Raw genomic sequence first — 13,427 nt, 5'->3', positions numbered from 1 at the left:
ATATCATGTATTTTAAACTCTTGGGCACAGATTGTATAGGGGTATAAAAAGTAGAAAAACGTAAATAATTTTATTTTTTTTTCGAAAAAAAATGCGCGAGGTTCCAAAGTGGTGCGTCATAGTAAATGTAAGACGAAAAAAATTATACGTAAGTGTATCAAATTTTAAGTTATCTGGAACATATTATACTAGGAGGTAAAAACGGTGACTTACTTCAAAGCTGTTATCGATGACACGCACCATATAACAAAGCCAATCGATAAATTAATCTACACAATTTTGTACGCCGGTATAAGTAATGATACAAACTCGTTAAGTCCTAGCGTATCTGAAATCGCAATGAAAGCGAGATGTTCCGAACGTACGGTACGTAGAGCATTACGAACACTACAAACTCTTAATCTTATCGATATCAAACCACGTTTTGATGATTACGGTCAGTCTACGAATCTATACACGTTATTACCTATACCAACTCATTTTATAAACGGAGTGACAAACGGTAATGAGGATTCAAAGGAGGACGTAGCATGAACGAAAATAGAGATCGTGTAGTTAACCTTAATAGTCGTAAATACGTAAATATCGATTACGGTGTATTACATGATACGAAAGTCTTCGGAAAGGTCTACGAGAAGATGGTTTACGTTATTTTATGTAAATACGCAGACTACGAGACGAAAACTTCGTACCCAAGCGTTAGTCGTATCGCTAAGGAATGTACGTGCTCTGAGAATACTGTGAGAGCAGCGATTAGGAGATTAGAAGAGTTACGGTTAGTAAAAGTAGAAAAACGTGTTAGAGACGACGGTAAAGGGCAGACATCGAATTTGTATACATTGTTACCAATACCGGATGAGTTTCCGAAATTTCATCGACCTTCAATACTTATAGAGGACTAAACTCATAAGGTGAAGGGGGAGTACTTCAAGATATGCAGTGGGGTACTTCATGAGCTGAAGACGAATTAATAGTTATTTATATATCAGTTATTTTATATATCAATTGCAAACCAAAAATCTTGAAGTCTATTTCTAGCGAAATAACCTTCCATCATTAATAGATTCGGTGGTGATTACTTATATAAAAGAACGCCGCTAATAGATGATGAGATACAACAAACGTAAGTGAAGTTATAAGGTTTTAGATAATTAAAGAAAGGAACGATTTATATGAATAAAAAGATTCTTATTAGACGATTAGAAAACGTCTTGTTCCACATAAATGCAAACGGAAAAATAATCGGCGCTGAACATACGCTAGAGGACGTTAAATACAGTCTTGAAAACTTAACGAAAGAATTAAAAGAAAGTTAACGGAGGTATCCACGATGAAAGATATAACGGCAGGTAGACTACAACGACTTCTAGTGAATCTTGACAAGGAGATAGCACCGTTAAAAGCGGTATTCAACGAAGTTGACCGTCAGTTAAAACACATAGAATTGGTTCAAATTGACTTACTTCATATCGTTGAGTTAGAAACGTTCAGTTCTGTACGAGGTTATCACTTAGCGAAAAAACTTAAAGAAGTTCGCTTAGAACGACGTGCAGTCAAAGATCGTTGGGAGGAACTTAAGATAGCGTTAGAATCGCTACAGGAAACGAAAGCTAAAACGAAGGAACAGATGTTAGCTATTTACGAAAAGAGGAAGAGCTTAGCAGATCGTAAGTACCACATTCGAAAACTGGATGGTGACTTCGAAATACTTGCTGATGGCATCGTTAGCAAAAAGAAATAGCTAACGTAAATTTTATGGTGAAATAAGCAGACAAGAATCTAGGAATCTACGAATCTACGAAGGTATGTAATGAGGAGGGTTATTGGTAGGGAAAGCGGTAAGTGTTAAAAAACATAGAAAAAAGAACCTCTGTAGCGACAGAGATTCGAAAGGGATGGAGTAAATGCGTCTTTTGGGAAGACGTATCGAGTAATGTCGTCTCGATAATTAAATGATAACACGAACTTTCCTAAACTATTAGCGGTAAATGTACCCACTATTGGAAGACCAAGGAAGACTAACAGATAAACGAATGCAAGTAAACGATCCATTACTGAAAGAAATATATATCGAGGCGCTAATCCGCCGTAACATATTCAAAATGGAAGATGGGCGCGATTTATGGCAGGCGTCTAATAAGGAATTACACGTTAAGTTATTCGAATTATTTGACAAGGAGGGAATGGAGTGACTCGAATATCAACGAAAGATTTCCGCAACCTACCAATCGAAAAATGGAACGTAACAACATTCCGTGAATATATGTTACACGTCCACGAAACGAAATATAAAATTCCATACGTCGCACGTAATTACGCCGTGGAAGGACGAATGCTCAAAGCGTTCATTGCCGAACATAAACCAGAAGCAACGAAGCGATTCATCGACGCATGTTTTGCCGACTATAAGCCGACACGGGAGTATCCCGGATTAAACTTTGCGTTTATGTATTCGTATATGCGATCTAGGTTGTTACCGAGAGTGCTAGATGAGTTGCGTAGGAAGGACGAGCAACAACGTAGACAGGCGGAGTATATAGAAGTAAGGACGGAAGAAATTATCGATTATTTATAAACGGAGAAATTATTTTTCGAAAATGGGAGCACGAAATATAAAAAAGGGAGATTAGTATTATTAGAAACGGAGGAATAGAAATGGTACGACCTAAATTAACGTTTGAACAAGTGAAGGCGAAGTTTGAAGAACGAGGATACGAGCTATTGGAAACTGAGTACGTAAAAAACACGGCGAAGATGCGATATAGATGCCCGAATCATCCCGACAAAGACGTATCGATTACCTATTCTGATTTGCGTAGTGGTAGTGGTTGTCGATATTGTGGAGTACTGAAACGTAGACATACGATCGATTCTGTTAGAGAGGCCTTTAAAGAACGAGGATACGAGCTATTGGAAACGTATTACAAGAGTGCTCATCAAAAATTACGTTATAGATGCCCGAGCCATCCCGATGAAATCCTTTCAATCACATATGGGAATTTAAGGCATGGTCATGGATGCTCGAAATGTGGGAAAGCAAAGAGTGGGACCACACGTTCAAAAACACATTCTACATTGTACTCAAAAGAACAGCGACAGGAAGCTCGTCAAGAGACTGCGAGATTGTTAGATACGTATTGTTTCGATTGTCCAAATAAAGACTTACCGTATATCGGTGACATCGAAGAGAGTTGCTATAAAAGCTGTCCGCATGGAATCGGATTAGATATACGAAGATGTGGTGCAATATTAGCCGGTGAGGATGCTGATATAGTTATTGAACGTTATAAAGTGAGGTTCGAGAAAGAACGGATTGACAGTAAGGAGGTAACGGTATAATGCAGTGCATTCTATCCGACCACTGTTCGCTATACAAAAGCGAATCATGCAACCGACAGTGTACCTCGTACATTGCACTACATGGATTCAACGGTAATGGTGGGCGTATGGCAGCGACCAACTTACCGAAAGAATACCGTCATCTAACGTTACAGGACAACCCTGTACGAGCGTCACAACCGAAACTCTATAAGATTATCGATGCGCAAGTAACGACTTTCTCACGGCAATTTGAGGCGAGTCAATCCACAGACGCGAAGGATAAGATCAAATCGATGTATCTCTACTCCGAAGAAACTGGCACGGGGAAAACAACGACAGCAGCCGTAATTTTAAACGAATGGCTCATACGGCACTACGTCGGGAGTTTGCAGCGAAATAGGCAATCGTTGCAGGTACCGGGATATTTCTTAGATGTGAACGAGTGGCAAACGTTATTTAACGAATTTAATCGGACAAATGTTCCGAAGGACGTATCGGAAAAAGCGGCGAGAGAATATTACAAGCGTGGAAGTAATGCAAGATTTGCACCTTTCGCCGTTCTCGATGATATAGGTGTACGTAGTGCAACCGAAGCATTTCGAGGTGACTTACATGCGGTGATTAACCATCGGGTAACGAACGGATTGCCTACGGTTTACACTTCGAACATTCCTATCGATGGGTTGGAGAGCGTGTTTGATCGTAGGCTATACGATAGGGTTCGAGATTTGTGCGTGGTGTTGCCGTTCGAGGGCGAGTCGAAAAGGGGGATGCGAAGATGAAGAAAATTATAATCGCAGTATTTATGTCTTTGCCAACATGGTTTTGGCTTACGTATTTTTGTGGGTTAAGTGAGATAGAAGGAGTTGCTACCGCTTTTATTCTCGGAGTGACTTTCGGAATTTATAACGCAGTTTTGGAGGAAATAGATAAGTAAGACAAAATTTGAATTTTATAAGAAATGAAAGTAACAGTAACATTTGAATACGAACTAGATGAAAAACAAAAAGAGAAATTTGAAGATATAAGGTCGGATGAAGGAGAATTTGAAGCGTTTGAGTTCTTAGAGGATTTAGTGAAAAAAGATATAGATGTCGCTGAGGTCGTTGAAACAGAATATAAAGAATAAAAAAACTTAACAAAAGCGTTATTTGAATAGAAAACAAGGGGGAAACGGGAAATGAAAAAGGATATTCAATTTTTAAAGGAATTACAGCAGGAATTAAAAACACAGGAAACTGATGGGAACGCATCACCACGTTTTTGGGTAATCAAGGATTATCGATTTGTTCCAGGAAATGAGAAGTATGACAGTGGTCATGAGGAGCGTTTCTTTAACGATGGTGATTATGTTAAATTCTCTAAATTTAGTGAGTTAAAAGAGTTCTTGGAAGAATACTTTGAAGGTGAAATTGAAGAAGCAGAGTTGCAGGAACTTTTCAGTGATGAAAACAAGAACTTCGATGGGTTATGGGAGTATGTAGAAGATAATTTAAACGATGATGGTTACTTTGATACAGTTTTTGTTAAAGAAGAATCATTCATTGTTGAAGATACTATGTTCTTAACTAAAGAAGAAGCTAAGAAACATATTGAATTAAATAAACATCACTATACTTCAAAAGCTCACACATATGCTATGACGGCTTGGAGAGCACCGAAAGTGGAACGGTTGCTGAATATATTAGAAACATTTGATTGGGAATCAATTAGTACAAAATAGTTATTTGAATAGAAAGGGAGAATGAGAGTGAACATTGTAAGCACACTTAAGTTAACTAGAAAATATGCAGAATGTCCTGATTGTGGTAATGACAAGCTCGGAAACGGTGAAGGTACTTTAGAAATAAATGACGATACATTTAAGCGAACGTGTAAGTGCGGATGGAAAATTGAAGTGAAAGAGGGGGACAAGAAGTGATGAAAGTATTCAAGGTAAGTGAAGGAGAATGGGTTTGCGCTGAAACAGAAGAACGGGCAAAAGCATACTACAAGGAACAAACAGGATTTAGTGATGAAGAGATTAACGAATATTATGAGGGAGAAGTTAGTTTACAAGAAAAGATGCACGTAGATATTGATGATTTACCAGAAGAAGAAAAGAATAATTTCCAATGCGGAATACCATATGGAAATATGATTTATGTTCTTAAGTCCTTTGAATGGGTAATTAAGCATGAGAGAATAACGGAACCTTGTTTTATTGCAACAACGGAATAATGAAACAAAATCCTTATTTTATTGACGATCGAATTCAATTAAAAAGGACCCGTTATAAACAACAGGTCCTTTCAAAAAAAGAAAATGTGATTAGCCGATTCAACAGGAGCAACCGGCCCAACAGGCCCAACAGGTATCACAGGTTCAATATTAATATATGCGAAATGAATTTAAATATGATTAATCAAATGATAATTTAATAAAATCTTTATTTGAATAGAAAAGGGGAACAAAAAGTGGATAAATTCGATTTGTTTAGGATTGTTGAAGAACGTATTGAAGAAATAGCGAGGGAATGCAATGTTTCTGAAGAGTTCGTAATAAAAGAATGGATTTCGTCTATAAAAGAAGCTAAAAAGAATTGAACAAAAACGCTATTTTATTAGAAAGCGAGGTGGTGATATGAGTCTTACTTTTATAGACTTCTTTGCCAGGCGTGGGTGGTTTTAGATTGGGCATGGAACAGGCAGGTCATAAGTGCCTTGGATTTGTAGAGTGGAACAAGTTTGCTAGAAAATCATATGAAGCAATTCATAACGCTAAAGGGGAGTGGACATGGCATGACATTACAACAATTGACTATAGAGACATTCCTAAATCCGACTGCTGGACTTTCGGATTCCCGTGTCAAGATATCTCAATTGGAGGAAAAACACAAGGATTTGATGGGGAGAGATCTTCTTTATTCTTTGCAGTTACTAAGTTATTACGTCAAACGAAAGAATGGAGTCCCGAAAGCCTACCTAAAAAATTATTCATTGAAAACGTTAAAAATTTTCTCTCAGTTAATGGAGGGTGGGACTTTCTCAAAGCCCAAGTTGAACTGGATGAAATCGGGTATGACTGTGAATGGGAATTACTCAATTCTAGAGAGTTCGGAGTTCCACAAAACAGAGATCGAGTATACATTATCGGACATCTTAGAACACAAGACAGACGAGAAGTATTTCCTATCAGAAGAACTATTGCAGCAACTCCGTTACCAAGAACAGAAGGATTCAAAATAATTAATAATACTGTTCAAGGCTATGATTATGCTGGGGAAAATGATGTGATTAATTTTGCTTTCCCTGGATCCAATACAAGACGTGGTCGGGTAGGACGAGGGTATTTTCAAACATTAGATACACAATGTTCACAAGCTGTTCTAGACAATGGAAGATGGCGGCAAATAACACCAAGAGAAGCATTTCGGATTCAAGGATTCCCTGATTGGGCATTCGATGCAGTGAGGGAAGTAAATACGGATGTACAGCTTTTTAAGCAAGCAGGGAACTCAGTGACTGTACCAGTCATTTATGAAATAGCAAAGAGATTAATATAAAAATTTCATTTTATATAGTTTGTTGCAATATAAAAAGAGCACGTTCGAACAGTGCTCTTTAAGGAAAAAGTAATGTTGAAACCAACTAAAGCAGTGTAAAAGTGACCTTTTCATTTTGTGGATATTAATTTTTTGACTCAAAATAACATATGAGAATTGAACCTAAAAAGTGCTAACAAAAAAACAAAAGAGCAGCTAGCAAAAGCTAACTGCTCACCCAAGGAAAACGGAGAAAAGATTACCATGTATCTACAGTATTGACGGAATGTTGATTTTTATTCAGGGAGGTAGAGGGAAATGGATAAGAAAATTATGATTCCTAGAGCGGTTGCTGAAGAACTATCAAAAAAAGCGGAGAAGTACGGGAGCGAAGGTGCGGCATACATGATGCTTGAAATGTGTGACGTTAATAATAATGCAACTTATGAATGGTTAAAAGGTGAAGGGAATCTTGTTAAATTAGCATCTGCTATCGAGTTTGGATATGAGATTCAAGAAGACAAGTTACTAAATCGTTATCAATGGAGCAAGGACATAGCCAAGACAACAAAAGATAACGAGGAAGTTGATACATCTTGACATATAGGACATTACGTAGGAATAGAGGATGCACTTAATATCTTAGGTATCACGATTAAAGGAATTAATAATCAAAACCAAACAAAATAATCCTTTTATTAGAAAGCGAGGTTAGGAGAATGACAACATACTCAACAAAAGAACAAGAAACGGTATTGACTTTCGACAACGAAACGAAAGAATGGAGCGCATACTCTTGCGTTCCCAAACACATTCGTAAGTTAGTAGAAATAATCGGTGAGGAAAACGTTTCAGTTATCGAAAAAGATAACGAAGAAAAGCCACTAGCGGTGAAATATACGTTAGGTGAAAAACAGATAAGCATGCGAAAGTTACGTCAGTATAGCGAAAATCAGAAGCGAGAGATGGCGGAGAGAACGCGAGCGGTTCGGGAAGGAATAAATTAATGTGCCGGCCGTTCAGATTGACGAGGATAGTTATAAAGGTAATAACGGTTTATAAAGTCGTGTCCTGGTGTTAGTTGCTTTTGTATACTAAAAGACATAATTAAACGCCCTTTGATAATCGAATAAAAACGCTCAGAGGATAATAAATTGGAGGTGTAGTTAATGAACTATGGAGAAATGCTCTTATCGAAAGTAATAGATACCGCTAATCCCGTACAGTTGAACCATGTAACAGAACGAGATTTTGTTACCGAAGCCGAACGTAAAGCGTACCGTTTTATCAAAGATTACGTAGAAACTAATCGAGGGAAAACGCCTGACTTCCGTACTCTAGTAGCAGAAATCGACGGCTTCACTTATGTGCCTCAAGTCGAGGATAGTTTCGAGTATTTAACGAAACAAATCAAGTCTTATAGCGCTAAGATTGAAGTGATGAAACTTTTACAAAACGAAGCACCCGCCCAGTTTGAGGAAAAAGACGGAAATAGTTTCCTAGAATGGTTGCGAGAAAAAGTTGACGGCGTTATAATTAGAACAAACGTTCGTGATAAAGTAGGAACAAGCCTTAAGACCGATACAAACAAGTTTCTGGATGAATACGAACGTCGTAAGAAAGGCGAATCCTATCGAATTTGGAAGTCCCGTTTTCCATTCATTAATAAGGCGATCGGTGGTTACGTTTCCTCGAACGTTTACACTATTTACGGAAAGTCAGGACGTGGTAAATCCGCAACGACTATCGAAGAAGGCGTAGAGATGGCGTTTCAAGGTGCGAACGTTCTTATCTGGTTAATGGAGATGGGATGGTTCGAAGGGATGGTGCGTTTATACACTTCGATTTCATCACGTATCGGTGCAACTGTAGCCGAATTAGATGGCGTAAATTTAGAAGCGGGATTCGATTCGAAAGAAATCCGACACGGTAAATTATCGGAGGAATTCGAAGTTGGATTCAAAACGTTCTTAGCGAACATTAACGAAATTCTACCTGGTAACATAATCGTACGAGGTGTAGATGATGACGATTTCCACCGAAGAGATTTACGTCAGTTAGAGGTAGATATTATTGAAACGCAAGCGGACGTAGTGATTGTCGATCCGTTCTATTATCTAGATTACGAAAAGAATACATCGAAAACGGCTGGAGGCGATGCAGCGGAAACATCGAAACGATTGCGTCGATTGGCTGGTAAAACAGGCGTGGTCATGTTCGCGATTACACAGGCGGATGAGGTAGACAATAGTGAAGATGAAGATGGTCAGAGGGAATTACGGTTACCAAAACGTAGCGAAGTAAAGAAAACGAAAGCACTATTAGAGGATGCCGCCTTACTTATCGCCGTGGATACTGACGCCAAGCAAGGTCGAGGTATGATCGGTATAAACAAAGGCCGTGACGGAGGAGAAGGCGAATCAGCCGAAATCATTTACATGCCGCAGATTGGCGTTATTAAAGAGCTTCCTACTGGCGAGCAAGCAGCGAAACAATTTACTAGTGTATTTTAAATTACAAGAACGGTGGGTGGTTCACCTTGACAAGTATTCAAATACGCGGACAAGACGTAAACGTAGACATAGAGTATGAGTTACGGCAACATACTTGGACTAATGAACGGTGGTCGTCTGATAAACTGATTGCAGCTAGTCCATTTCGATATGAGCACACGCCAAGCTTTTTCGTCAACTTAGACGGAGATTATGCCGGCACATGGAAAGATTCTGGCGCATTTGATAGCGAATGGGAAAGCGGCAACTTTATCCGATTGTTATCTTACTTGCGAAATGAAACGTATGAAGAAACGGAAGAGTATTTGTTAGAATCGTATGGTACAAGTTACACCTACGACAACCTCGTACTCAAGCCACCGAAACTCCGCATTGAGGGACACCGAAAACCCCTCGATTTTGGTCGTTTGCAAGAGTATGCGTTCAGGCATTCGTATTTAGGTGAGCGAGGTATTAGCGAAGAGGTGCAACAGAAAATGAAGATCGGGTACGACCGCTTTAGGCAGGCGGTGGTAATTCCGTGGTTTGATACAAATAGTAGATTAGCGAACATTAAGTACAGAAAGACGCGCGGCAAAGCGTTTTGGTACGAAAAGGATGCGGTACCGATAGGTGATTTGATATACGGATTACATATCGCGTACAGACAGAATATAAAACGTGCAGTATATTGTGAGGCGGAAATAGATGCGATGTCGTTTATGACGGCTGGTGTTTTCGGATTGGCAAACGGAGGCTCGTCGTTTAATGAACGCAAGGCAGAGCAATTATTGAAGTCGCCAATAGAGGAATTAGTTATCGTGGCGGATAACGACCCGGCAGGAGAGAAACTTCGAAAAGAACTTGAGAAATATTTAAACGGTAAAATACGGTTGACAAACGGTTATGTATCGGGATATAAAGATGGAAATGAAGCGTTGATAAGAGAAGGAAAGGATTCGTTGGTATCTATAGTTGATAATGCGGAGCCGGTTCGATTAAATTTATTATACGTGAATTCACGTAGTGACGGTCGGAGGGAAGACAAGAAACCTTCCCGTTGATTAGATGTTATTCCGTTTCCCATTCGTATAAATCCTCGATGTCACAATGTAGGACAGAAGCGATGTTGCACGCTCGTTCTACATTTGGCAAATTACGCAGGCTGACATAATCCGTTATGGATTGCGGTACAATACCGACTTTCCTAGCGAGATCAGCTTGTGTAATGCCGTTTTTCTTACATAGTTCAGGGATACGGCACCTTCCGACTTTAAACGATGTAATCACCTCCTTTCTTAAATCGGAGGCTTTGAAACTATTGTTCTTGAATGCTTACAATTTTAACTACTTTTTCTATAGGTACGTCTAAATGTAGACAGATTTCTTCAATTGTACTTAAATTTACAGACATTCCTTTGTTAATATTTGCAATGGTTCTTGCGTTTAAAATAGTACCACGGAGATCACTAATTACCATTTCTTTTTCTTTTAGCGTCTCATGCAACGGAGAGTAGTCAATCATTTTAACACGTCCTTAAAAAGTTTCTCAACCTATTATGTGTTTACAAAAGTAAACATCACAATTATAATTACATTATACCAAAATTTTCTTATACAGCATAGGAGGGTTTTCAAGTGCCGGGTTTTCATAGAGAGATATGCGATATTATAAATGATAGAGACGATATAACATTTTCAGCAGTTGGAGAAAAAATCGGGGCATCTAAACAGTGTATGTCTAAGTTTAAAAAGGATGGGACCATAGGGTTTAGAAAGCTCTTGAGACTCTCCTATTATCTGTTTCCAGACAAGCAACGTGAGAAAATGGAGAAATGGTGTCTCCAACTAGATTCAGCCGAGTCAATTCAACAAAGCTTAGAGTATGCAGCAATTACTAGAAATATATCTTTATTAAAGAAGCTTATAAAGAAGCATAAAAAAGAAGTCGGTGTTATTGGAGATTACGTAAATGTTTACAATGTGATTTACAAATATATGAATTATGATATAGAGGGTTATGAATTGACGAATAATTTGAAAAAGGTGGAAAATACAGAAGATAGTACACTTGCAATTCTAGTTAATATTCTTAAGTGCTACGACTACTTTGCACAAAAAAAGATTCACCTTATGTTGGATTTAGCTTTAGAAGTAGAAGAAATGATAAAGAATTTGAGTGATAACCGTAAGTTATTTATCAAAGAATGCTATCTGCATAGGTTAGCAGAGATTTTAGCGCCCGTTTATCTACATAGAAATGAGTTAGAATTATCGAGGCATTATGCTATTTTAATAATCAATGCAAATATCTGCGCAAAAACCGTTTCTGATGCGTCATACTATATAGGGATGACGTACTTAACTGAGGATATAGAGAAATGCTTAGAATATCTTCAGAAAAGTCATGAAATCGCTAAGTCTGTCGGAGTAAAAAAATTAATTATCCAAACGAGAGATAACCTAGATTATGTTAAAATTTACCTAGGCGTACCACTCGGATTAGATTCAGATGCGAGACTTGTGATGTATCAGAATAACAAACAAAACGGAAAAATGATAGACGATTATATAGAAGAAAGGGGAGAGAGAGATTTTCTTTTGATGTACCAAGCTTGCAATCAAGAATCTATCCTTGCGTTGTACGAATGCTTCCAAAGGTTCTTTTCAAATTCGAACTTCTTTTTCTCTAGTCTAGCGGCTAAAGAAATATACGACAGAGGCGATCGTTCCGGTATGACTGAGATGTTAACGAATTTTAAATCCAACAACATTAAAGGAGAGATTCATTTTGAAAAAAGTTTTATTAGGAGTTTCCGCAGTTTTAACCCTAGCTCTGGGAGTGTTTGCGCTTAATGGTTTTGTGGATGCGCATGGAGATAATCAACAATACAAGGCACAAGAAACTAGACCAGGTGGTTAATTACTAACTAAATAAGATTACTAAGAGCGGTCTTATTGATCGCTCTTTTTTCTATTCATTCAAATGTTTACGAAAGTATACAAAGTGTAAATTCCAGTACTTAGTGTACTTTGCTAAATCTTCCATTGTAATATGCTATACTTTGAACATTGGTAATAAACAAAAAACTTTCTTTTAAAAAATATATTAAAAATGTGCGCGGGCTTGGCCGCTCGTACGTCATAGTTAATGTAAGGGGGAATAAGAAGTGAAAGACGAACTAAAATTGAATATTAACGAGATAGCAAACGACTACCTTCGAACAGGTGAAGATGAAGCCTTTACGGATTTATACATCAGGTTATCAGAGGTATATCGGGATAAACTTCGGTATTGGAGCACGAGTACATACATGGCGACAGAACACGATATCACCGGATTGTTCCACGATGTGATCCAGAAAGTATTGAAAAGTTTACGGAATAACGTTGGTGGCGATTTCGTAAAACTATTCGCAGTATCACTAGGTAATGAATACAAATCACTACTACGAAAGCTACGTACCAGACGAAAGTATGAATTATATGACAGACCTGAAAGTGATGAGGATGAGAACACGGCAATGTTTGAAACTCTCAAAGATGAATTCGATTTAGAAGAACACGTTATAAAAAAGAAAGAAGCCGACCAGCGAAAACTGATCGACTTCCTTACCGACCCTGGACAGGTCAATGACGAGACAACGACGGCAATCGTTGAAACGTTTATTTCGAATGATGGACCAACTACACCGACGGCAATCGGAAAGAAATTGGGCCTTCATCATTCGACAGTGATTCGCAAGCTTGAACGGCTGGCACGCCGTTTCGATGAGAGACAATTCGGTAGTTACCGAGATTATCTCCTTGCGCAATAGTACGTTCTATATGCTTAGGCATTGCACATAGGACAAGTATTCTAATACATTAGGTTTGATGTACAGAGGGGCTTTGGCTAGTCCCTTTGTACTTACAACTAACCAACTTGGCAGGTCGATTAATTGCAATGGTTTTGCTTAACGTTAAAGCAAGTTAACTTACCTTAATTAAGCGGAAGTGCACTGATAATGCACCTCACTGTCATTATACAGTATTACCATAGTACGTACAAATCAATTCTTTGTAAATTCGGTCGACACTATCCTACATAT

The 13,427-nt window shown here is 38.3% G+C and carries 23 protein-coding genes; 21 read left to right on the top strand and 2 right to left on the bottom strand.

What is annotated here, in order from left to right; translation table 11 throughout:
* Positions 1-204 precede the first annotated feature (204 nt).
* The 19 genes from DJ93_RS02715 to DJ93_RS33610 all read left to right on the top strand — a co-directional run bounded on the left by DJ93_RS02715 (position 205) and on the right by DJ93_RS33610 (position 10,400).
* Positions 205-534, top strand: a complete 330-nt coding sequence (locus tag DJ93_RS02715) for a helix-turn-helix domain-containing protein (RefSeq protein WP_052109522.1) — start codon at positions 205-207, stop codon at positions 532-534.
* The gene (locus tag DJ93_RS02710; RefSeq protein ID WP_042979079.1) at positions 531-902 is read left to right on the top strand and encodes a helix-turn-helix domain-containing protein; all 372 of its coding nucleotides are present in this window, start codon (positions 531-533) and stop codon (positions 900-902) included. The genes DJ93_RS02715 and DJ93_RS02710 overlap by 4 nt, the downstream gene beginning before the upstream one ends.
* A 270-nt stretch (positions 903-1,172) precedes the next feature.
* Positions 1,173-1,316, top strand: a complete 144-nt coding sequence (locus DJ93_RS33095; RefSeq protein WP_181969212.1) for a hypothetical protein — start codon at positions 1,173-1,175, stop codon at positions 1,314-1,316.
* 14 nt (positions 1,317-1,330) lie between these two features.
* Positions 1,331-1,741 carry a hypothetical protein gene (locus DJ93_RS02705; protein WP_042979078.1) on the top strand — a complete coding sequence of 137 codons (411 nt, stop codon included), beginning with the start codon at positions 1,331-1,333 and terminating at the stop codon, positions 1,739-1,741.
* Positions 1,742-1,988: 247 nt separating this feature from the next.
* Complete coding sequence (gene fbpA / locus DJ93_RS32030) at positions 1,989-2,192, top strand: Fur-regulated basic protein FbpA (protein ID WP_310593258.1); 204 nt, start codon at positions 1,989-1,991, stop codon at positions 2,190-2,192.
* On the top strand, positions 2,189-2,575 hold the full coding sequence (locus DJ93_RS02700) for a hypothetical protein (protein WP_052109520.1): 387 nt from the start codon (positions 2,189-2,191) through the stop codon (positions 2,573-2,575). Before fbpA ends, DJ93_RS02700 begins: the two co-directional genes overlap by 4 nt.
* An 80-nt stretch (positions 2,576-2,655) precedes the next feature.
* On the top strand, positions 2,656-3,339 hold the full coding sequence (locus DJ93_RS02695; protein WP_042979077.1) for a DUF723 domain-containing protein: 684 nt from the start codon (positions 2,656-2,658) through the stop codon (positions 3,337-3,339).
* Positions 3,339-4,103 (top strand): P-loop NTPase family protein, encoded by a 765-nt coding sequence (locus tag DJ93_RS02690; RefSeq protein ID WP_042979076.1) that lies wholly within the window; start codon positions 3,339-3,341, stop codon positions 4,101-4,103. The genes DJ93_RS02695 and DJ93_RS02690 overlap by 1 nt, the downstream gene beginning before the upstream one ends.
* The gene (locus tag DJ93_RS33090) at positions 4,100-4,258 is read left to right on the top strand and encodes a hypothetical protein (RefSeq protein ID WP_181969213.1); all 159 of its coding nucleotides are present in this window, start codon (positions 4,100-4,102) and stop codon (positions 4,256-4,258) included. The genes DJ93_RS02690 and DJ93_RS33090 overlap by 4 nt, the downstream gene beginning before the upstream one ends.
* Positions 4,259-4,282: 24 nt before the next feature.
* Positions 4,283-4,450: a hypothetical protein gene (locus tag DJ93_RS33085; protein WP_181969214.1), complete on the top strand. Its 168-nt coding sequence runs from the start codon at positions 4,283-4,285 to the stop codon at positions 4,448-4,450.
* A gap of 51 nt (positions 4,451-4,501) precedes the next feature.
* Positions 4,502-5,044 carry a hypothetical protein gene (locus tag DJ93_RS02685; protein ID WP_042979075.1) on the top strand — a complete coding sequence of 181 codons (543 nt, stop codon included), beginning with the start codon at positions 4,502-4,504 and terminating at the stop codon, positions 5,042-5,044.
* Positions 5,045-5,071: 27 nt separating this feature from the next.
* Positions 5,072-5,242: a DUF3797 domain-containing protein gene (locus tag DJ93_RS29945; RefSeq protein ID WP_080743324.1), complete on the top strand. Its 171-nt coding sequence runs from the start codon at positions 5,072-5,074 to the stop codon at positions 5,240-5,242.
* Entirely contained in the window at positions 5,242-5,541 is a 300-nt protein-coding gene (locus DJ93_RS02680) for a hypothetical protein (RefSeq protein WP_374937172.1), read from the top strand. Before DJ93_RS29945 ends, DJ93_RS02680 begins: the two co-directional genes overlap by 1 nt.
* 236 nt (positions 5,542-5,777) lie before the next feature.
* Positions 5,778-5,906: a hypothetical protein gene (locus tag DJ93_RS34350; protein WP_259300230.1), complete on the top strand. Its 129-nt coding sequence runs from the start codon at positions 5,778-5,780 to the stop codon at positions 5,904-5,906.
* 92 nt (positions 5,907-5,998) lie between these two features.
* The gene (locus DJ93_RS02675) at positions 5,999-6,865 is read left to right on the top strand and encodes a DNA cytosine methyltransferase (RefSeq protein ID WP_241484335.1); all 867 of its coding nucleotides are present in this window, start codon (positions 5,999-6,001) and stop codon (positions 6,863-6,865) included.
* A 297-nt stretch (positions 6,866-7,162) separates the two neighbouring features.
* Positions 7,163-7,444 carry a hypothetical protein gene (locus DJ93_RS02670; protein WP_042979072.1) on the top strand — a complete coding sequence of 94 codons (282 nt, stop codon included), beginning with the start codon at positions 7,163-7,165 and terminating at the stop codon, positions 7,442-7,444.
* Between the two features lie 119 nt (positions 7,445-7,563).
* A complete protein-coding gene (locus DJ93_RS02665) occupies positions 7,564-7,851 on the top strand; it encodes a hypothetical protein (RefSeq protein WP_042979071.1) in 288 nt (95 codons plus the stop codon).
* 162 nt (positions 7,852-8,013) lie between these two features.
* Positions 8,014-9,357, top strand: coding sequence for a DnaB-like helicase C-terminal domain-containing protein (locus tag DJ93_RS02660; protein ID WP_042979070.1), 1,344 nt, complete (start codon positions 8,014-8,016; stop codon positions 9,355-9,357).
* A gap of 476 nt (positions 9,358-9,833) precedes the next feature.
* Entirely contained in the window at positions 9,834-10,400 is a 567-nt protein-coding gene (locus DJ93_RS33610) for a toprim domain-containing protein (RefSeq protein WP_241484253.1), read from the top strand.
* 7 nt (positions 10,401-10,407) lie between these two features.
* Here DJ93_RS33610 and DJ93_RS34755 read toward each other — a convergent pair whose 3' ends face one another.
* On the bottom strand, positions 10,408-10,626 hold the full coding sequence (locus DJ93_RS34755) for a helix-turn-helix transcriptional regulator (protein ID WP_080743323.1): 219 nt from the start codon (positions 10,624-10,626) through the stop codon (positions 10,408-10,410).
* Between the two features lie 28 nt (positions 10,627-10,654).
* Positions 10,655-10,861 (bottom strand): helix-turn-helix domain-containing protein, encoded by a 207-nt coding sequence (locus DJ93_RS02650; RefSeq protein WP_042979068.1) that lies wholly within the window; start codon positions 10,859-10,861, stop codon positions 10,655-10,657.
* A 113-nt stretch (positions 10,862-10,974) separates the two neighbouring features.
* Between DJ93_RS02650 and DJ93_RS02645 the strand changes: the two genes are divergently transcribed.
* Together DJ93_RS02645 and DJ93_RS02640 are read left to right on the top strand one after the other, a co-directional pair.
* Positions 10,975-12,192 (top strand): AimR family lysis-lysogeny pheromone receptor, encoded by a 1,218-nt coding sequence (locus DJ93_RS02645; RefSeq protein WP_042979067.1) that lies wholly within the window; start codon positions 10,975-10,977, stop codon positions 12,190-12,192.
* A 314-nt stretch (positions 12,193-12,506) separates the two neighbouring features.
* The gene (locus DJ93_RS02640; RefSeq protein ID WP_042979066.1) at positions 12,507-13,154 is read left to right on the top strand and encodes a hypothetical protein; all 648 of its coding nucleotides are present in this window, start codon (positions 12,507-12,509) and stop codon (positions 13,152-13,154) included.
* Positions 13,155-13,427 lie beyond the last annotated feature (273 nt).

The organism is Bacillus clarus, assembly GCF_000746925.1.
In the GTDB taxonomy this organism is placed as follows: Bacteria; Bacillota; Bacilli; order Bacillales; family Bacillaceae_G; genus Bacillus_A; species Bacillus_A clarus.
This window is presented reverse-complemented; position numbering and strand designations above follow the sequence as displayed.